Origin of the sequence: Streptomyces sp. NPDC007346 (assembly GCF_040703535.1) — a bacterium.
Classification (GTDB): Bacteria; Actinomycetota; Actinomycetes; order Streptomycetales; family Streptomycetaceae; genus Streptomyces.
The window spans coordinates 85,385-105,779 of sequence record NZ_JBEYKR010000003.1 but is presented as its reverse complement, the minus strand read 5'-3'; the positions used below and the strand labels follow the sequence as shown (position 1 = coordinate 105,779).

Sequence of the window (20,395 nt, the reverse complement as noted above, 5' to 3'; positions counted from 1 at the left end):
CCGCCCCAGCGGTGCCTACCAGGTGGCGGTGGGCGCTGTGCAGCCGCCTCGGTACCCGAGCGGCGACGTTAGGATTTCCCTCCGGGTGCCTCTGCCATCAGCTCGCTCGACACGACGGGCCGACCGGGTGTAACCACGGGATACGGAAATCAACGGGCGGGGACAGCGCATGCGAGAAGGCCGGTGGACCACGGTCACCGAGTCGGAGTTCGACCATGAGCGGCGTGGGCTGAAGGCCATCCGCGAGCAGTTGCCGGACGCCGATCCGTGGCGGGCGTGGTCGAATTTCACCTTCACCGCGAACAGCGGCCACGTCCGTGAGGTGGACCTGCTCGTGGTCGCTCCCGGTGGCGTCTGCATGATCGAACTGAAGAACTGGCACGGCTCTCTCACCAGTGAGAACGGCACGTGGGTGCAGACCACGCGGAACGGCCGTCGCATCCCGCACGGCAATCCGCTGCATCTGGTCGATAAGAAGGCGAAGGAGCTGGCGGGCCTGCTGGGCCAGCATGGCAGGCGAGTATGGGTGGGCGAGGCCGTCTGTTTCACCGAGGGCTCACTACGCATCCGCCTTCCGACCAACGACCAGAACGGCGTGTACACCGTCGACGAGCTGGTCACCATGCTCAAGCAACCACCGCGTGACGAACGCCGCCGGATCACCGCACCCGGCTCCCGTGACATCAAGAAGGCTCTGGACCGTGTCGGCATCCGCAAGAGCGATGCCGAGTTCAAGGTCGGTCCCTACGAGCTGAAGCGGAAGTCCTTCGACACCGGGCCGTCCTGGGCGGACTACCTGGCCGAACACAGCGAGCTACCGGAGACCGCCCGTGTCCGCGTGTACCTGAGGGAGCGCGGCTCGGACGCCACCATTCGCCGGTCGGTGGAGAACGCGGCCCGGCGCGAGGCCGCGGTGCTGCAGAGGTTCCAGCATCTCGGCGTCGTGCAGCTCAAGCAGTACAACCCGTCGGGGCACTCGGCGGGGCCTGCCTTGATCTTCGACTACCACCCACAGACTCTGCGGCTGGACGAGTACCTACTCCAGTACGGCGAGAAGCTCGACATCCTCGGCCGGATGGCACTGGTACGGCAGCTCGCCGAGACGATGCGCTCCGCCCACTCCAGCCGGATCTTCCACCGGGCGCTCGCGGCCCGCTCGGTGCACGTCATACCGCGTGACCGGGGGCGGCGTGACCACGCCCTGGGAGAGGAAGCCTCGTGGCTGACCCCCAAGCTGCAGATCTCCGACTGGCAGATCGCGACCCAGCAGGGCGGCACGGCACCCGGTTCGACCCGGCTCGCCCCGACAGCGCTGTCCACGACGCACCTCGCCGAGGGCTCGGACGCCTATCTCGCCCCCGAGCTGCGGGCCCCGAGCGCGGACCCGGTGTATCTGGACGTGTACGGGCTCGGCGTCCTGACCTACCTCCTGGTCACCGGCAGAGCACCTGCCGCCAGCCAGGCCGAGCTGCTGGCCCGGCTGGAGGCGGGTGAAGGGCTGCGTCCGAGTTCGCTGGTGGACGGCCTGTCCGAGGACATCGACGACCTGGTGCAGGCGGCCACCGCGTACAGCCCGGATCGGCGGCTCTCCACGGTCGACGAGTTCCTGGAGATGCTGGAGCTGGTCGAGGACGCGCTCACCGCCCCTTCGGCGTCGCCCAGCTCGGAGGTTTCGGAGAAGGACCCGCTGGAAGCCGTCGCCGGAGATGTCCTGGGCGGGCGCTGGGAAGTCCGCCGACGCCTCGGGACAGGCTCGACGAGCCGCGCCTTCCTGGTACGGGACCTGGAGGCAGCGGCGCGCGGTACTCGGCCGCTGGCCGTCCTGAAGGTGGCTCTGTCCGACGGCCGCGGCGAGGTTCTTGCCCGGGAGGCGGCGGTGATGGGGCGGCTGCGCCCGGACTCCCGCGTCATTCGCCTCGTCGAGCCGGAGCCCCTGCGCATCGCGGAACGGACTCTGCTCGCCCTGGAGTATGTCGGCGACGAGCGGGACGACGACGCGGAGAGCACGGAGACGGGGTCCAAGCGCGCCCGACGCCGCCAGGAGACGGTGGCCCGCCAGCTCCGCGACAGCGGGCGGCTCCAGGTGGACCAGTTGGAGGCGTACGGGGAGTACCTGTTCGGCGCGGTCGACTTTCTGGAGGGCGAGAGCGTCTGGCACCGGGACATCAAGCCCGACAACATCGCGATCCGCGTCCGCCCGAACCGCACCCGCGAACTGGTCCTGATCGACTTCTCGCTGGCCGGCTATCCGGCCCGGGAGTACGAGGCGGGCACGGACGGCTACCTGGACCCGTTCATCGGCACGCTGACCCGCACCGCTTACGACTCCCACGCGGAGCGCTACGCCGTCGCGGTCACCCTGCACGAGATGGCCTCCGGTGAGCTGCCCAAGTGGGGCGACGGCTCCGTCCTGCCCCGTCAGACCGACCACCAGGAGTTCCCGCACCCGACGGTGGCGGCCGACGCCTTCGAGCCTGCGGTACGGGACGGGCTGGTCGCGTTCTTCCAGAAGGCCCTTCACCGGGACGCCGCCCGCCGCTATCCCGAGCTGAAGCCGATGCGGGACGCCTGGCGGAAGATCTTCCTGGACGCCTCGCAGACCGTTCCGTCCAGCTTCTCCCGCCCTGCCACCACTCCGGCACCGGTCTCCGAAGACGGCCGCCCCGCCATCGCGGACGCGGAGCCGCTCAGCGCTGAGCAGCAGCGCGACCGGCTCGCCAAGGACGTCACCCGCGAGACCCACCTCTCGGCGGCCGGGCTCACCGAGGCCGCCCAGTCCTTCCTCTACGGCCTGGACATCACCACCGTCGGCGGCCTGCTCGACTACAGCCGCCGCAAGCTCGTCAACGCGCCGGGCCTCGGTGCCAAAACCCGGGGCGAGGTGCAGCGCCGCCAGCGGGAGTGGGGCGAGCTGCTGCGCGAGGCACCGGTGTCCCCCCTGACGGCCCGAGGCCGGGCAGAGGCAAAGGAGGAGCTGGCACAGCTCACCTCGGGCGAGGCGGCGGTGGTCGACGCCCTCGCCACGAACGGCAAGTCGGCGGGACTGTCGGGGGCGGCACTCCGCTCGGTCAGCCTCGACACGCTCGCCACGATCCTGGTGCCGGAGCTGAACAACAACGGCGCGAACAGCAGCAAGGTGGAGATGGTCCGTCTGCTGCTGCGCCTGCCGAACGAGCGCGGCGTTCTGCCGGCCATCGGGGTCTGGCCCCGGCCGAAGGACGTCGCAGAACTGGTGGGAGTGACCCCGCAGCGCGTCTACCAAATGCTCAAGGAGGAGCGGAAGCGCTGGAAGAAGGACCCGGCCGTGCAGGCGCTGCGCGCCGAGATCATGGATCTCCTGAAGGGGCTGGGCCGGATCGCGTCCGCCTCGGAGATCGCCGACGCCCTCGCGGTGCGTCGCGGTACGCAGCTGTCCGAGCGGGAGCAGCGCCGGGCCCTGGCGCTGGCTGCGGTACGGGCCGTGGTGGAGCTGGAGCAGTTCGACCCGGAGAGCGCCCAGTTCCAGCACCAGCCCAACCGGCGCGCCACCGACGAGTCCCTCGGCGCGGGTCTGCTGGCCCTGGACGTCCGGGAGCCGGACGAGAGCGCGGGGACAGCGGGCGACCCGCCGGACACCCCCACGGCTCCCGGCCTCCTTGACTACGCGGCCCGGCTAGGCAGGAAGGCCGGCGGCCTGGCGGAGCTGGACACCCTGCCGACAGCGACGACAGTCCTGGGCGAGCTGGCGGCGCTGGCACCGCCGCCGGGGTCGGTGGAATGGGACGAACGCCGCCTGGTCGAGCTGGCCGCCGCCGCCTCCGAGAACGCTGCGGCGACCCCCCGCCTGGAGATCTACCCCCGCGATCTGGATCTGGTCCGCGCGCTGCGCCTCACCCAGGCCGGTCTCGTGCGCCTGATCCCAGGAGTCCCGGAGGGACGACAGCCGGGGATCACCGGTGCCGATGTGCACGAGCGGGTACGGGCGCGTTTCCCGGAGCTGGTCGTGCCGGACGGCCGGGGCGGCACGACCGCCGACCTGCCGACGGCCGGCCCGCTGACGAAGGCGCTGCGCGAGGCGGGCTTCGAGCTGACCCTCGCCACCCGCGAGGACACCGGGACCCTGCGCTATCTCCCGACGAGGATGGACGCGGCGTCCAGCTATCTCACCACGGACAGCTGGGGCCGCTCGACGAACCTGGCCGCGGTCACGCGCTACGCGGACGATCCACTGGTGGCAGCCGCCGTACGCACCGATGAGCGCCTCGTCGCGTCGGCCCGCAAGGACGGCTACCGGGTTCTGACGGTACGCCAGGACCTCTCGCCGAAGGCCGTACGGTCCCTGGCCCGCGAGACCGGGGACGGCGCGCTGGGCGCACACGCGGTGTCCGCGACTCAGCTGTTCCTGGACGCCCTGCACACACTGGTCCCGCCGGGCACGAAGCCGACGTGGGAGACCCTGCTGAAGGCGGACGCGGCAGAGCCGGGGCACCGGGGCGCGGTGAAGTTCGCCGAGTACGCGCGTACGGCGTGGGGCTCGGTGGAACCGCGTGTACGGGAGCTGCTGGCGGAGGGCGGCCCCGGGACGCCGCCGGTGCTACTGACGGACGCGCATGTCTTCGCCCGGTACGACGCGATGGGCGTCCTGCACCGACTGGCCCAGGCGGCACGCCATGGCGGACGGGGGCTGTGGCTGCTGGTCCCGCAGGGCGACCCGGCCCGCGAACCGAAGCTCGGCCAGGTCGCGGTCGCCTATCAGACGGGCCTGGGCGAGTGGATCGAACTTCCGGACGCGTGGGTGGACGACGTCCACCGGTCCGTACCCGCCGCCAGAAGCGGCATCCAGCAACACCAGGGAGAAACCAAGTGATCGACCGCAAGGCTCTGTTGAACGACCTGAAGCAGCAGGTCAAGGCGGCCGAGACGGACCTGTCCCAACAGGTGAAGGCCGTGACCGAGGTGGGTACGCGCTTGCGTACGGAGTACGACCGGGCCCGAAAGCTGGGCCGTACGGCGGCGACCTGGAACTCCTGGCTGGACGAGCGCGTCACGCAGGTCGCGGTGGCGTGGGTGCTGGGCACGGTGTTCGTCCGCTTCTGCGAGGACAACCACCTGATCCCGGAGCCGTATCTGACAGCCCCGGAGGACGACCGCCGCGACCTAGCGCTGGCCCGCTTCGAGGACTACGTGTCCACGTCGGACGACCCGACGTACCGGGGCTGGCTAGAGACGGCGTTCGAGGAACTGGGCGCGGGCCAGGCGGGCCGGCTGCTCTTCGACAGGAAACACAACCCGCTGTTCCAGATCCCTCTGTCCCACGACGGAGCCCGCGACCTGGTCGACTTCTGGCGGGCCCGGGACGAGGAAGGCGTGCTCGTCCACGACTTCACGGACCCGCTGGAGGAGGACGGCGACGGCACAAAGGGCTGGGACACCCGCTTCCTGGGCGACCTGTACCAGGACCTGAGCGAGGCGGCGCGGAAGACGTACGCGCTGCTGCAGACGCCGGAGTTCGTGGAGGAGTTCATCCTCGACCGGACGATGACTCCGGCGGTACGGGAGTTCGGGTACGAGGGCCTGAAGATGATCGACCCCACGTGCGGGTCGGGGCACTTCGTGCTGGGGGCGTTCCGTCGGCTGGTGCGGCTGTGGGCGGACGGGCAGCCGGGGCGCGATGTGCATGAGCGGGTGGCAGCTGCGCTGGACTCGGTGCACGGGGTGGACCTGAACCCGTTCGCGGTGGCCATCGCGCGGTTCCGGTTGCTGGTGGCTGCTATGGCGGCCAGTGGGGTGCGGACGCTGGGGGAGGCGGCGGGGTACGAGTGGCCGATTCACTTGGCGGTGGGGGACTCGCTGATCAAGCACCGACATAAGCAGGGGAACCTCTTTGATGGGCTTGAGGAGGAGGGCGCGGACGAGCTGGCGGAATTCAAGTACGAGACGGAGGACTTGGACGAGCATCCGGAGGTCCTCATACAGGGGCGTTATCACGTGGTGGCGGGAAATCCCCCCTACATCACAGTGAAGGACAGAAATCTCAACGAGCTGTACCGAAGCCTCTATGATGCTTGCGCAGGAAAGTACGCACTATCCGTGCCATTCGCCCAACGCTTCTTCGAGCTAGCGAGGACCGGAGACACCGGCAGTAATTCTGGCTACGGAATGGTAGGGCAAATTACCGCCAACTCTTTCATGAAGCGAGAGTTTGGCACACGGTTGATCGAGACGTACTTCGGCCATCAAGCAGAACTAACCGAGGTCATTGACACGTCCGGAGCCTACATTCCGGGGCACGGAACTCCTACGGTCATTTTGGTGGGAAAGCACCGTGGAGGAAGTAGCCGCTCTCACGCAATTCGCACAGTACGAAGCGTGCGAGGCGAACCGTCCGTGCCAGATAGGGGCGAGGATGGCAAGGTCTGGTGTGCGATCGTCAACCAGATTGATAAACCCGGTTCAGCGAGCCAGTGGGTCTCAGTCGACGATTTGCAGCGCGAGCGCTACTTCAGCAGCCAACCATGGGTGCTGGCTGACGGTGGCCTAGAAATGATCGAACAGTTGGAGGCCTCTCGGAAGTCGAACCTCCATCCACTAACTCGCCGCTTGGGCATCTTTGGCATGACAAATGCCGACGATATCATGCTGTCAACGCGCAGCGCCTGGAATCGACGTGGCGGTGAGTCAGAATTCGGCAAAGACCTTATCCTCGGCGACGATCTCCGCGACTGGCTACGCACTGGCGACACCTACTGCTTCTTTCCATATACACGCGACCTTCAGCTCCGAGATCTACCGACGAATTCCGGCGCCTATCAGTGGCTCTGGCCCGGTAGAACGGTAATGGGAAGGCGCGCCACATTCTCCAAGGGCACATATTTTTCCGATGGCCGAGAATGGCATGAATGGCATCAAGTCGCACCGAGTCGGGGTGCTCATCACTGGACTATCAGGTTTCCCTTCGTCTCGACGCACAACCACTTTGTCCTGGACAGGGGCGATAGCGTCTCTAAGCAAACTGCCCCCCTAATGAAGTTGCATGAGGGTGCGACCGAGGATGACCACGTGCAACTTGTGGGGCTACTCAATAGCTCCACAGCCGCATACTGGCTCAAGATGGTCAGCCACAACAAGGGCAGCACAGTAGACACGAAAGGAGCCCGTCAGTCAACAATTCCCTTCGAGGACTTCTACGAGTTCACTGCAACCAAGCTCCAAGAATTTCCCATCCCCGAGGCTTATCGTACCCATCTCGCCACAACCTTGGATTCCCTTGCCCAACGACAGGCCACCAACGCCCCATCATTCCTCACCACCGAGTCGCTCCCTGAAAGCTCCACCCTTCGCGAGGCACGCTCCAAGTGGCTCAAAGTCCGCGCTCGCATGATTGCTCTTCAGGAAGAACTCGACTGGCATGTCTATTCCGTCTACAAGCTGGATCCGGAGGACCTGCGCACGGTCACATCGCCACACTCATGCGATATTCCAGACCTAGCTCTTGGCGAGCGCGCTTTCGAGATCGCGCTCGCCCGCAGCGTTGTCGCTGGCGAATCAAGCGACGAGTGGTTCAAGCGTCACGGTTCTACCCCCATCACGGAAATCCCCGCCCATTGGCCCGACGCATACCGCGAGGTCGTACAAAAGCGGATCGACGCTATCGAGTCGAGTCGTGCCATCGGCATGATCGAGCGACCCGAGTACAAGCGCCGCTGGGTTACCGAAGGCTGGGACACCCTCCAGCAGAAGGCCCTCCACTCCTGGTTGCTGGACCGGATCGAGAAGCGGGATCACTGGTTCGACGAGAACGGTCTGCCCGCCCTCGTCACCCTCTCCCGTCTCACCGACGCCCTCTCCCGCGACAAGGACTTCGTCTCCGTCGCCAAGATCTACGAGCCGCACAAGGAACTCCACGTTGTCGTAGCTGAGCTGATGACCGGCGAGCACGTGCCGTTCCTCGCCGCCCTGCGCTACAAGCCCTCCGGGCTCAAAAAGCGCGCAGACTGGGAGCACGTGTGGGATCTCCAGCGGCAAGAGGACGCGGCCCCGGACGAGCTGGCCAAGCGGAAGATCCGGGACACCATCCCCGTACCGCCGAAGTACACCTCCGCCGACTTTCTGCGGCCCTCTTTCTGGAAGGCGCGCGGCAAGCTCGACGTGCCCAAGGAGCGGTTCATCTCGTACGGGCAGAGCAACGCGGCCACGCCCGAGCTGTACGGCTGGGCCGGCTGGGATCACCGTGAGCAGGCGTACGCACTCGACGCGTACATCGCGTTCCACGAGGCCCTGACCGCCGAAGAGCTGACCCCATTCCTCGCGGGCCTGCTGGAGCTCCAGCCCTGGCTTGATCAGTGGCACCACGAGTTCGACGCCACCTTCGGCTCCTCCCCCGCCACCTACTTCCGGGGCGACCGGCAGATGGTTCAGGGTGAGAACGGGCTCACCGACGACGACCTGCGCGCCTGGCGGCCAGTCGCCGTCAAGCGGGGCGCCAAGAAGAAGTAACCCGCACTCGATGACGTCGATGGCCCTCGCCGAACGTGTCAGCGAGGGCCATCTCGTACCAGAGCCGGATCAGGCGCTCAGCTCGCCGTTCCTTACCGCTGACACGAACGACGACCAGCCGCCACCCGCGAACGTGAGCACAGGGCCGGACGGATTCTTGCTGTCACGCACTGGGACCACAGCCATGAAGCCGTCCGCCACCTCGACGCATGCACCGCCGTCCTGATTGCTGTGGCTGCTCTTGCGCCAGGTCGCGGTGGTCAGGTCGATGGGTCGCACGGCAATTCCTCCAACACGCGCAGAACGAAATTTCGCGACTCAGCCGGAGAACGCGCCAGGTCACGCGTCGCATCGTACGCACGTTGGACACGCTCCACCGCGACGTTCTCCTCGATGAGATCGCCTCCATAGCCATGTTCCGTGTAAGCCACCGTACGAGCATCCGGCAGTCGAAGGAACCAGACGTCCGTGCTCGACAGTCCGTGCAACCCGGCCTCCTGCGGCAAGACTTGAAGCGTCAGATTCGGCCGCTCGGCCATCTCCACCAGGTGCTCAAGCTGTTTCCGCCACTCGCCCACATCCCGCAGCGCCGTCCGCAGTGTCGCCTCCGAGAGGATCGTCCGGAACTGCGGCGCACCTTCCCCTTCCAGCAAGCTCCGCCGCCCCATCCTCGCGTCGACCTGCTGCGTCAGCTCCGTACCGTGCAGCCCACCCGACGCCAACAACTCTCGCGCATACGCAGGTGTCTGCAACAACCCCGGCAACACGCTCACCGCGAAGTGCCACATGCTCACCGCCTCGGCCTCCAGCGCCATGTACCGCCGGTAGCGCTCCTTGAACTGCGTCTTGTCGCTCACCGCCAGCTCCCACAGCGCCAGCAGCAACCCAGGCGTCCCGTAGTGCGTGTCCAGCGCCTGAACAACCTCCGGGCCGCCGACCGTCTCGCCCTTCTCCATCTTGCCGAACAGCGACCAGTCCCAGCCCAGCCGGTCGCCCAGTTGCCGCAGGCTGTGGCCGCGCGCCGTGCGCAGGAGGCGTAACTCCTCCGCGAACCGTGCTCGTGGTTCCCTGCTGCGGCCCGTAACCGCTCGCCTCGTCGGCATCGCGCCCTCCGTGAAACGTGGAACGTGTGGAACTTGCGGATCCGGCCGGGGAAGCTGCCCCGGCTTCGGCAGGACTCCGCCCCTGACCAGGACATTCTCGTAACGAGCCCCTCACGCACGGTAATTCACGACCCGCGGCCGGGGCGCAGGTTCCGCGCAACAACCAGCCGAAAGAAGAGGCCCCCCATGTCCTCCAAGCCGCCCCTCCCCCGCCGCACGCCCCAGCACACCTCCGCCACCACCGCCCACGTCCCCGTTCCGCCCGGCGGACTCCCAGGCTCGGCCAAGGTCCAAGAAGCCCTGGACGCCCGCGATGCCCTCGCCACCGCCCTGTCCCGGGCCGGCATCCAGCTTCCCGCGATGGACGTCCGTACCCCGTGGGCCGACGCCGTACGCGAACACAGCACGCCCTCCCCCTACGGCAGCGGCGAGAACGCCGACGACCACACACAGTCGGCGACAGAGCGGCCCGGCGAGATCCGGTACGCCCTCGTCCACCTCGGGGTGTGCTCCGCCCCCGTGGCCCACGCCCTCGCGACGGCGATCACCAACGGGCTGGCCCGGTGACCGAGGACGGCGTCCCCGGCATCGGGGTGGCCGTCCACGACAGCGGGAGCGGCCGGGTCGGGCTGGTAACCGGCCATCAGAGCCCGTACGTCCTGCTCCGGCCGCTCGGTGGGGGCCGGGAGTGGGAAGCCGATCCGGGGCACCTACGACCGCTCAGCCGGGCCGAGTTCCTGAGCGCGCAGCTCGCCGAGGTCAACGCCCGCAGCCGACAGCCGCACCCCTTCTGACCTCGGCGCCCGCCACCGGTGGCGGGCGCCGGGAGAGGTCCTCCCGGCCTCGCGTTCGAAAAGCCTCGCCGCCTGTCATACCCCCGTCCTAGGATGAGAAGGATCATCTCAGCGGCCCGCCGGGCTTCCGTTCCGCGTCAGCGGACTCAAGAGGACATGCCCCCACCCGCACGAGTCATTTCGTGCTGCCTGGGGGCAATTCCTTGCTGTTCCGCGAGTCCGCCGCGTCTGTCGCCGCCCGCAACCTCGAAGGTTCGCTGTCGCTGCATCTGATGGAGAACTTCAAGCACGCGCACGGCCGTAGTCCCGGGGACTCTGAGGTGCGGTCCTGGAAGCGCAGCATCCCCGCTCTCACCGGGGCGCTGCTCGACGCGGGGCTCGGCGAGGTCGAGATGCTCATCGAGTACTCCCTGCCCCTGACCAGCAAGCGCGCCGACGTGCTGCTCGCCGGGGTGCACCCGGTCACCGGGGAGCCGTCGTACGTGGTGGTCGAGCTGAAGCAGTGGAGCCAGGCGTACGCGGAGGAGGACGAGCCGCTGCTCTGCCGGATCGACGCCTACCCGCGGCCCGTACTGCACCCCGTCGAGCAGGTGCGGGGCTACGTCTCGTACCTGCTGTCGTTCAACGGCGCGCTGGAGCGGATCCCGGAGTCGGTCGCCGGGGTGGCCTTCCTGCACAACGCGACAGAATTCGGCGTCAGCTCCCTGCGCGAGGTGTCGGAGGACGTACAGGGGCGGATGTACACCGCCGAGCAGCGCGGGGCGTTCCTCGACTTCCTGCGTTCGCGGCTCGCCCCGAAGTCCGGTGCGCACTCCGCCGACCTCCTGCTCCAGGGCAAGGTGCGCCCCTCCAAGCAGTTGATGGCGGTCGCGGCGGCCGAGGTCCGCGACCGTGAGCAGTTCGTGCTCCTCGACGAACAGCGGGTCGCCTACGAGCTGGTGCTCTCCGCCGTGCGTAAGGCGAAGCGGTCGAACCACAAGCAGGTGGTCGTGGTGACCGGCGGGCCGGGTTCCGGGAAGAGCGTGATCGCCCTGTCGCTCCTCGGGGAGCTGTACCGGCGCGGAGCGACCGCTCTGCACGCGACCGGCTCCGCGTCGTTCACCAAGACCATGCGCAAGGTCGTGGGGGCCCGGAAGCCCGAGGTACAGAAGTTGTTCATGTACTTCAACAGCTTCATGGCCGCCGAGCCCAACGATCTCGACGTCATCATCTGCGACGAGTCCCACCGGCTCCGCAAGACGTCCGCCAACCGCTACACCAAGGCCGAGCTGCGCACCGACCGCCCCCAGGTCGCCGAACTGATCGAGGCCGCCCGCGTACCGGTGTTCCTGCTGGACCAGCACCAGGTGGTGCGCCCCGGCGAGATGGGGACCAAGGAGCAGATCGGGGCGGCCGCCGCCGCGATGGGCCTGGACTGCGTAGTGGTGGAGCTGGACAGCCAGTTCCGCTGCGGGGGCAGCGACGCGTACGTGAAGTGGGTCGCGAGCCTGCTGGGGCTGGAGGGCGACGGCCCCGTCGCGTGGGAGCCGGACGGCAAGGTGGAGCTGCGGACCGCCGAGAGCCCGCAGGAGCTGGAGGACTTCCTGATCGCCAAGCGGGCGGAGAAGTACGGGGCGCGCATGGCGGCCGGGTACTGCTGGAAGTGGACGACGAAGATCACGCCGGAGATGTCCGCCCTGCCCACCGACGTCGTCATCGGCGACTGGGCCCGGCCGTGGAACCTGTACGGCGACCGCTCCGTGCTGGGTGCTCCGCCGGCGCCGCTGTGGGCGACCGATCCGGCCGGGTTCGGGCAGGTCGGGTGCGTGTACACCGCGCAGGGCTTCGAGTACGACTGGTCGGGCGTGATCATGGGGCCCGACCTGGTGTGGCGGACCGACCGGTGGGTGGTCGACCGTACGGCGTCGAAGGACCCGGTCTTCACCAAGGCGACCCCGGACGCAGACGTGGCGCGGCTCATCCGTAACACGTACAAGGTGCTGCTGACCCGGGGCATGGTCGGAACGATCATCTACTCCACCGACCCGGAGACCCGGGAGAAGCTGCGCTCCCTCGTCAGCCCGGAGGCCGTGGCGAAGGACCTGGCCGCCGTCTGACCCGGGGCGGTCCCGGGATGGCGGGATCATTGGTCCGCTGTCGTACCCACGCCATACGATCGGACCACACCACCTGCCATCAGCCCGCCGGAGAGTGAGACCGCCCATGGCCCAGCAGCCGCCCCTGCTCCGCGATGTCATCGACATCAAGGAGTCCCTGTCGACCTCGGACTTCGTTCTCCGGCTCTCGGAGGCGACGACCCCGGCCGGCGCCGAGGGCGCTCTGCGGGACTACGTGGTCACGGAGCGGCTGCGGGACAACTTCGACGAGGCGCTGGGGCTGATCAAAGCGGCGCTGGACGGGCACACGTCGAAGGCGGCCTATCTGCATGGTTCGTTCGGTTCGGGTAAGTCGCACTTCATGGCGGTGCTGCACGCTCTGCTGAGCGGGAGCCCCGCCGCGCGGTCGCGTGCTGACCTCGACCCTGTGCTGTCCAAGCACGAGTGGCTGGGCACCGACGGGAAGCGGTTCCTGCTGGTGCCCTACCACATGCTGGGGGCGAAGGCCCTGGAGCAGCGGGTCCTCGGGGGCTATGTCACGCACGTGAAGAAGCTGCACCCGGAGGCTCCGACGCCGCAGGTGTACCGGACAGACGCGCTCTTCGACACCATCCGGTCGCTGCGGGAGCGCAACGGGGACCGGTTCATCATCGACGGCCTCGCGCCTTCGGAGGCCACCGGTGGGGACGAGGACGACGAGTGGGGCGAGGCGTTCGCCTGGCAGCCGGATCTGCTGGACACCGCGCTGGCCGCCGAGGAGGTCCATGAGTCGGGTCGTGCGCTGAACCTGGTGAGCCCGTCGACCCCGGCCGAGTTGCGCGCCCGGCTGGTGGAGGACGCGAACGCGCATCTGCTGCCCGGCTTCACGAGGAACGCGGCCGAGGACGAGCACGGGTTCGTGTCGCTGGACGCGGGCCTGTCCGTCATCGCCGAGCACGCGAAGTCTCTCGGTTACGACGGGCTGATCCTGTTCCTGGACGAGCTGATCCTCTGGCTGGCGACGCTGATCCACGACCAGAAGTTCGTGGCGCGCGAGGCCAGCAAGATCACCAACTTCGTGGAGGGGGGCGACGCGCGGCGTGCCGTGCCCGTGGTGTCGTTCATCGCGCGCCAGCGCGACCTGCGCGAGCTGGTGGGCGAGGAGGTGTCGGGGGCGGCCGAGTCGTCCATCCAGGACACGCTGAACCTCGCCTCCGGACGCTTCGACAAGATCACGTTGGAGGACCGCAACCTGCCCCAGGTGGCGCACGCGCGGCTGCTGACGCCGAAGGACGCGGAGTCGGCAGCGCTGGTGAACGCAGAGTTCGAGAAGACCCGCAAGGTCCGCCAGGAGGTGTGGGACACCCTGCTGGGCTCGGACCGGGGAGCCGACGGGGTGGGGGCCGACGAGGAGAGCTTCCGGCTGACGTACCCGTTCTCCCCTGCCTTCATGGACACCCTCGTCCACGTCTCCTCCGCCCTCCAGCGCAACCGGACGGGTATGAAGCTGATGGGGCAGCTGCTCGCCGACCACCGGGACGAGCTGCGGCTCGGGGACCTGATCCCGGTGGGCGATCTCTACCCGCTGATCACAGCCGGTGGCGACAAGCCGTTCACCGACAGCCTCAAGGTCGTCTTCGAGGCGGCCGACAAGCTCTACCGCACCAAGTTGCGCCCCTACCTGCTCGCCACGCACAACGTGTCCGAGGAGGACGTCGAGCAGTACACCCACCGGGGCCCGGACAGCATCGCCGACCCGGACCTGAGGGGTCGGGTGAAGATCTTCGTCGGTGACAACCGGATCGTGGGCACCCTGCTGCTGTCGGCGCTCGCGCCCAGCGTGCCCGCGCTCTCCGATCTCACGATCCGTCGGCTGTCCGCCCTGAACTACGGGTCCGTCGTCGCCCCGATCCCGGGCCGCGAGTACGGCATCCTGAAGAACAAGATCGCGGAGTGGGCGGGCCGCTTCCCGGAGATCAAGGAGACCGGCACCGACACGAACCCGGGTGTCCGGCTCGAACTGACCGGTGTGGACGTCGACTCCGTCATCGCCAACGCCAAGGTCAACGACAACCCGGGCAACAGGCAGGCGCTCGCCAAGCGACTCCTGTCCGAGGAACTCGCCATCGAGCAGGGTCAGTTGACCAACCGGGTGAACTTCGACTGGCGTGGCACGAGCCGCAGCGCGGAAGTCCTCTTCGGCAACCTCGCCGACGAGGAGGAGCTGCCCGACCACGACCTGTCGCCGAACGAGGACGGCCTTTGGCGGATCGTCGTCGACCTTCCTTACGACGAGGGCGAGTACGGGCCCATCGACGACGTCAACCGGGTGCGACGGCTCCGGGAGAGGCAGCAGGACGGCGAGCCGTGGCGTACGGTCGCCTGGCTGCCTGCCCACCTCTCCGCCCAGCGGTACACCGACTTCTGCCGCCTCGTCGTCATCGACAAGGCCCTCTCGGACGAGCAGCGTTTCGACACCCAGTACGCCGGTCATCTGAACGCAGACAACCGGGCCCGCGCCAAGGGGTTGCTGGAGACCCAGCGGGAGTCGCTGCTCAAGAACGTGAAGGCTGCGTTCAAGCAGGCCTACGGGCTGGCGGAGAAGAAGCCCACCGATGTAGAGCTGGGCTTCTCCGAGCACCTCCAGTCGCTGCGGGACGTCGACGGGCTGGTCTTCTCCGTCGGTCAGTCGATGCGGGACGGGCTGCGGCACGTGGCGGGCAAGCTGCTGGCCGATCAGTTCCCCGAGCACCCGGACCTGGACCCGGACCACACCGGCATCCCGTTGAAGGCGGCCGACGCCCGCAAGGTCTTCACCCATATCCGGGCGGCGGCGGAGGCTCGCGACCACCGGACCGAGGTGCCGGCCGCGGACCGGAAGCTGCTCCAGCGCATCGCGGGGCCGCTGCGTCTCGGGCAGCAGAAGGAGGCGTACTTCGAACTGTCGCTCTTCTGGGCCGACCACTTCCGGCAGCTCGCACGGGAGCGTGGGGTGGCAGGTGATCTCTCCCTGATCACCCTCACCGACTGGACCGACCTGCCGCAGCCGCGCGGGCTCCCCGACTTCCTCACCCGGCTGATCGTGGCCGCGTTCGCGGAGATGGACGACCGGGTGTGGGTCCGGAGCGGGATGCCGCTGGACCCCGCACCGGAGCTGTCGCAGATCAAGGATCACGACGCGCTGCGCAGCCAGCCCCGGCCCTCCGAACAGGGCTGGGACACGGCTCGTCAGCGTTTCGCCACGATCTTCGGGGAGTCCGCGCCCACGCTGCGGCGCGGACGCATGGTCAACCAGTTCGCACGCCAGATCGTCCAGGCGGCGCACGCCCACAAGGACTACGCAATCAGTCTGGTGGCCAAGCTGGAGGAGCACGCGGGATTCCTCCGGCTCGACAGTGCCGACGAAGCCGCGCGGCTGCCCCTCGCCCGGCGGTCCGTCGAACTGCTGACCGCCCTCGGCCAGAGCGCCGGGCAGGGCGCGGCCGGAGCCAAGAAGACAGTGGACGCACTGGCCGCCTTCGACCTCGGCCAGGTGAGCGCGGACCGGTTCGGTTCCTCGATCACCCAGGCCAAGGACGTCGCCCGCGCCCTGACCGACACGTCCTGGACCACGCTCGAGCTGGCGGTCAACGAAGGACCCGAGGGGCAGGCCCTGCTGGACTCCCTGCGCAACGCGGCCGGGAGCGACCAGCGGACCATCGATCTGAAGGACGCTCTCGCCCGCACGCAGCGCGAAGTGCTCGCGCTGGTGAAGCGCAACCGGGCCACGGTCACTCCCCCGCCTCCGATCCCGCCAGCTACTCCCGGTGCGGACCAGGTGCCGCTGAACACCGGGACCAGTCACCCGCCTGTTCCCACCGACCGGATCGCGGAGCCCGCCCCGGGTGGCTCACGGAGTCGACGGTCGGGCGGCGGGCGCACGACTGCGGCACGGGCCGTGGCCGAGCTCCAGGCCGAGATCGCCGATCTGGCGGCCCGTGAACCGGGAGCCGCGGTCGAGATCACCTGGCGGGTCGTCGAGTCATGAGCGTCACGAGCACAACGGCGATTGCCCGGCTGAACGTCGCCACGATCACCCAGTACCTGTCGTCCCAGACATCGCTGGCCCCGTCCCTCACCGGCACCGGGCGACGCCGTGCCGTCCTCCTCCGTTCCGCCCCGCAATGGGACGGTCCGGCCGAACCGGTTTGGGGCGAAGGGCGTACCGCCCGCATCTCCACGGCCCCCTCGCCTCTTGCCGTACATGAGCTGCTCCTGGACCACCTCGGTGAACCGCTCAGGGACAAGGCGGAGCCCACCACTACCGGGAGCTCTACCGGCCCCGCGGTGCTCGTCGTCCTGACGGACCGCGAACAGAGCGAACTCGACCCCGCAATCCTGGCCCGCGTCCACAAGAAGCGCATCGACACGCTCGACAGCTGGGACGTCGTCCGTGAGGCTTTCGGCGCCGAGCAGGTCGACACCCGGCTCAGGCATGCCAACTGGGCTGCCGAGGCTCTCCTGGACGCCACCCCACCCGGGGGCTGGCCTCCCCTGGCCGGCGGTGTGCTCTCCCGGCGAAAGGCCCTGTCCGCCCTCGCCCTGCGTCGGTTGCGACTGGGGCGGTACGACACCGAGTCGGACGGACCGATGGACCGGGTCCGGAGAACGGACGACGCTCTGGACACCCACGCACTGCTGGGCTGGTCGCTGAGCCCCGGCGGCCCCGGCCGCCTGCTCGAACTGCGCGGCCCCGAACGCGCGGGGCTGCGGAATTTCCTGAGCGAGGAGGACCAGGCGGGCCTTGCCGGGCAGGCTCTCCTCGCCCTGGTCGAGGCCGAGCACGGCGAGGAAGCGGTGGCGTTCGGGCTGGTCTGCGCCGCGTTGTGGCAGCACGCCGTTCCGGACGCCCAGGTCTATCTGGCGCGAGGCCGGGCCGAGCGATGGTTCGGAGAGCAGCCCCTGGCCACAGGAGAACAGCTCGACCACATGGCGTCGGCCTTCGGGCGGGCCTGTGAGGACTACCTGGGCGTCCTGTTGGCCGCCGCAACACGGGCCGGGGGCTCCGAGAGCGAGGAGGCCCGGGAGGCACGTCGCATCGGCGACACCGTCCTGGACCGGGCCGCTTCACTCGTCCGGCAATTCGGAGCAGAATCCGCTGCCCAGGCGAGCCCACTTCTGCCGTCCGGTCTGGAGGCCCGCTTCGCCGCGGTGGGGCACATCCTGGAATCGAGGCGGACCGGCGCTCTCGCCGATGCCTTCCGGGACTTGGAGGAGCACCGGCGGGCCGGTGCCCCCGAGACAAGGACGCGGATCCGGCGGGCCAGGATGGGGGGGCGCCTGACACAGTGGCTCGCCGCTGAACCGGTCACCGCGTGCGACTCCACCGGCGCCGGAATAGAGCGCCACCTCGCGGAGACCGGGTGGGTGGACCAGGCGTTGGAACACATCGAGGCCGGCGGGGATCCGGACCCCGTCCTACGTTCCGCGTACGACAAGCTCGGCGCACGGGTCCGCGAACGCCGCCACGAAATCGACCGAGCCTTCGCGCGATCGCTGGCCACGTGGACCGCGGCGGGCACTCACCCCGGCTCCATGCTCACGGTGGAGACCTTCCTGGACCGGGTGGTGAAGCCGATCGTCCGCAGCACCGACGGCCGACGCGTCCTGCTCCTCGTCCTGGACGGAATGAGTGCTGCGATCGCCACCGAACTCGGCCAGGAGCTGCGCTCCACGTGGGCCGAGTTCGATCCGGTCAAGGACGGCGAACCTCACCGGCGGGCCATGGCCGCGGCTCTGCCGACCCTGACCGCTGTCTCCCGCACCTCTCTCTTCGCAGGCCGCCTGATGAAGGGAGCGCAGGCCGACGAGAAGAGGCTCTTCCCTCAGCAGAAGCTGTGGGGCGGGGCTCCGGCAGCCGTGTTCCACAAGGACGACCTGCGTACGTCGAGCGCCGGGGATGTATTCGGCCCCGCCCTCGGCGAAGCTCTCGCCGACGGGCGCACCCATGTGGCTGTCGTCCTGAACGCCATCGACGACCGGCTCGCCAAGGAGCAGAAGCTCGGTGACGGGACCTGGCGAACCTCGGACATCCCGGGCCTGGTCGACTTGCTGCGGGTGGCGGCGGCCCAGGGCATGGCCGTGCTCATCACCAGCGATCACGGGCACGTCGTGGACCGGCGTGGCACGAAGGTCGATTCGAGTGTCCCGGAGTCGGCCCGCCACCGCCTGCCCGGCGGGACGCTGTCAGCCGCTGAGATCCCGCTCAGCGGTCCTCGGGTCGTCTGGCCCGATCCCGGTGGCTCGATCGTCGCTCTATGGGATGCGGATTCCCGCTACACGGCTCTCAAAGCCGGCTACCACGGCGGGGCGTCCCTCGCAGAGTTCACCATCCCGGTGCTGGCCTTCCTGCCCTTCGGAGCGACACCCCCGAAGGAATGGCGTGAGCTGGGTGACCAGCGACCCTCATGGTGGTTCCTGGACGAGCGAGCCCCGTCTCCCGTGCCGCCGCCATCTCCCGATATCGCGCCTCCTCCGAAGAGGCCCGTTCGGCAAGCGCCGTCCAAGACTCAGGCCGAGCTGGCACGCACACACGACTCGCTGTTCGACGTCGTTCTGGTCCCGGCCGAGGAGGCAGGGGACGCCTTGGTCACGACGGAGCTGCGTACGCAGACCGAAAGCCTGGTCCACCGACTGTTCGGGGCGGCCGCCTTCCAGGACCAGGTCGAGCTGCTGGCCCGGAAACCACGCGAGCGCGAGCTGGAAAAGTTTCGGCAGGCCGTTCAGGCACTCGTCGACGCAGGCGGCACACTCCCCGTGACGGCCCTGGCCCAACGTGTGGAGTTCCCGGTCACCCGCGCGGACGGCTTCGCCGCCGTCCTGCGTCAGCTGCTCAATTACGACGGCGTGCAGGTCCTGGAAACACTGCCGGACGGCCGGACCCTACGACTGCACCAAGGGCTCTTGCGAGAGCAATTCGACCTGGGCTGAGCGGGGCGCTTCGGGACTCTGCACAGCCAGTCGTACGGGCGCGCTATCGTGCTAGCCTCGACCCCAGGGACGTCTCCAGAAACTGACGCCCGGTTCGCCTCAGGCCCCGCGGAAGCGGGGCCTTTGTGCTGATCGTGGTGCGATCGGCACAGCTCGGCCGGAAGCTTCAGCAGGCGTGCTGATCGGGCACCCAGCAACGGCTGTGGGCGACACGGGGAGCCACATGCGCCCAGAGCATCTCGTTGGCCCTGCGCGCCCGTGGGTCGCTGTCTTGTCCACTCACCAGCCGACGGTGCAGATACGCAATCAGGTCCGCCGCCTGCAGCAGCCGACTCGCTTTCGAGGGTGCGAAGTGGATGGTGTCCACGAGACAGGGCAGGTTGTCGCTCACGCTGCCGCCGGCGGCATCCTGCTGGTAGTCACGGAAATGCCGTCGATGGTCGTCCGCCCCGTCGATCTCGTCGGCGATCACCAAGGCCAGCTCATCCCGCACCTGCACGTGTTCGCAAATTTCTTCCAGCAGCTGCCGAAGAACTACTTCGTGAGGCGAGGGACAGGCTCCGGGACCGAAATGGTCACCGCGGTGTGGCCGCAGGTCGAGTCCCCGCACGATGACCCGTACGTCATGAGCCCCGATCACCTTCATGGCGTCCGCGTAGACACCGATGCGGGCCCGCACCATGTTGTGGCCCTTGTTGCCCATCCGCATCCAGTCGTCCCTGGCCTGCACCAGCGCGTGACCGTGCAGCTCAGCATGACGGTCGACGGGGTAGTGGTCCGCTGCCTTGGCCACGACGGAGTCGAGTGCGCGATGCAGTGGACGTAGATGCTTCTCCGCCACGACAAGAGCGACCATCCAGTAGTGGTCCCGGTCGTATGACTCATCGACATAGGTCAGCAACACAACGTGAGTCTTTCACACCGGTACCGGCCGTGAAGGAGGCAGCAGCTCCCACGGCACAGCCCCTGCTCCCCTTCA

At 68.5% G+C, this 20,395-nt stretch carries 10 protein-coding genes; 7 read left to right on the top strand and 3 right to left on the bottom strand.

What is annotated here, in order from left to right:
* The first annotated feature begins 169 nt into the window (after positions 1 to 169).
* Both pglW and pglX read left to right on the top strand, forming a co-directional pair.
* Complete coding sequence (gene pglW, locus AB0917_RS01885) at positions 170 to 4,846, top strand: BREX system serine/threonine kinase PglW (protein ID WP_366817473.1); 4,677 nt, start codon at positions 170 to 172, stop codon at positions 4,844 to 4,846.
* Positions 4,843 to 8,475: a BREX-2 system adenine-specific DNA-methyltransferase PglX gene (gene pglX, locus AB0917_RS01880; protein ID WP_366817471.1), complete on the top strand. Its 3,633-nt coding sequence runs from the start codon at positions 4,843 to 4,845 to the stop codon at positions 8,473 to 8,475. The genes pglW and pglX overlap by 4 nt, the downstream gene beginning before the upstream one ends.
* 69 nt (positions 8,476 to 8,544) lie before the next feature.
* Here pglX and AB0917_RS01875 read toward each other — a convergent pair whose 3' ends face one another.
* Positions 8,545 to 8,754, bottom strand: a complete 210-nt coding sequence (locus AB0917_RS01875) for a DUF397 domain-containing protein (RefSeq protein ID WP_366817470.1) — start codon at positions 8,752 to 8,754, stop codon at positions 8,545 to 8,547.
* Positions 8,736 to 9,578, bottom strand: coding sequence for a helix-turn-helix transcriptional regulator (locus AB0917_RS01870; protein WP_366817469.1), 843 nt, complete (start codon positions 9,576 to 9,578; stop codon positions 8,736 to 8,738). Before AB0917_RS01870 ends, AB0917_RS01875 begins: the two co-directional genes overlap by 19 nt.
* A gap of 186 nt (positions 9,579 to 9,764) precedes the next feature.
* On the opposite strand from AB0917_RS01870, the gene AB0917_RS01865 reads away from it, so the two are divergent.
* The 5 genes from AB0917_RS01865 (at position 9,765) to pglZ (ending at position 19,416) form a co-directional block, all read left to right on the top strand.
* Complete coding sequence (locus AB0917_RS01865) at positions 9,765 to 10,145, top strand: hypothetical protein (RefSeq protein ID WP_366817468.1); 381 nt, start codon at positions 9,765 to 9,767, stop codon at positions 10,143 to 10,145.
* Positions 10,142 to 10,372 (top strand): hypothetical protein, encoded by a 231-nt coding sequence (locus tag AB0917_RS01860; protein ID WP_366817467.1) that lies wholly within the window; start codon positions 10,142 to 10,144, stop codon positions 10,370 to 10,372. Before AB0917_RS01865 ends, AB0917_RS01860 begins: the two co-directional genes overlap by 4 nt.
* 203 nt (positions 10,373 to 10,575) lie before the next feature.
* Positions 10,576 to 12,468 carry a DUF2075 domain-containing protein gene (locus AB0917_RS01855; protein ID WP_366817466.1) on the top strand — a complete coding sequence of 631 codons (1,893 nt, stop codon included), beginning with the start codon at positions 10,576 to 10,578 and terminating at the stop codon, positions 12,466 to 12,468.
* Between the two features lie 106 nt (positions 12,469 to 12,574).
* Positions 12,575 to 16,474 carry a phage resistance protein gene (locus AB0917_RS01850; protein ID WP_366817465.1) on the top strand — a complete coding sequence of 1,300 codons (3,900 nt, stop codon included), beginning with the start codon at positions 12,575 to 12,577 and terminating at the stop codon, positions 16,472 to 16,474.
* The gene (gene pglZ / locus AB0917_RS01845; RefSeq protein WP_366817464.1) at positions 16,471 to 19,416 is read left to right on the top strand and encodes a BREX-2 system phosphatase PglZ; all 2,946 of its coding nucleotides are present in this window, start codon (positions 16,471 to 16,473) and stop codon (positions 19,414 to 19,416) included. Before AB0917_RS01850 ends, pglZ begins: the two co-directional genes overlap by 4 nt.
* A 166-nt stretch (positions 19,417 to 19,582) precedes the next feature.
* Here the strand turns inward: pglZ and AB0917_RS01840 are convergent, their stop codons facing one another.
* Positions 19,583 to 20,320, bottom strand: a complete 738-nt coding sequence (locus tag AB0917_RS01840) for a DUF3800 domain-containing protein (protein ID WP_366817463.1) — start codon at positions 20,318 to 20,320, stop codon at positions 19,583 to 19,585.
* Positions 20,321 to 20,395 lie beyond the last annotated feature (75 nt).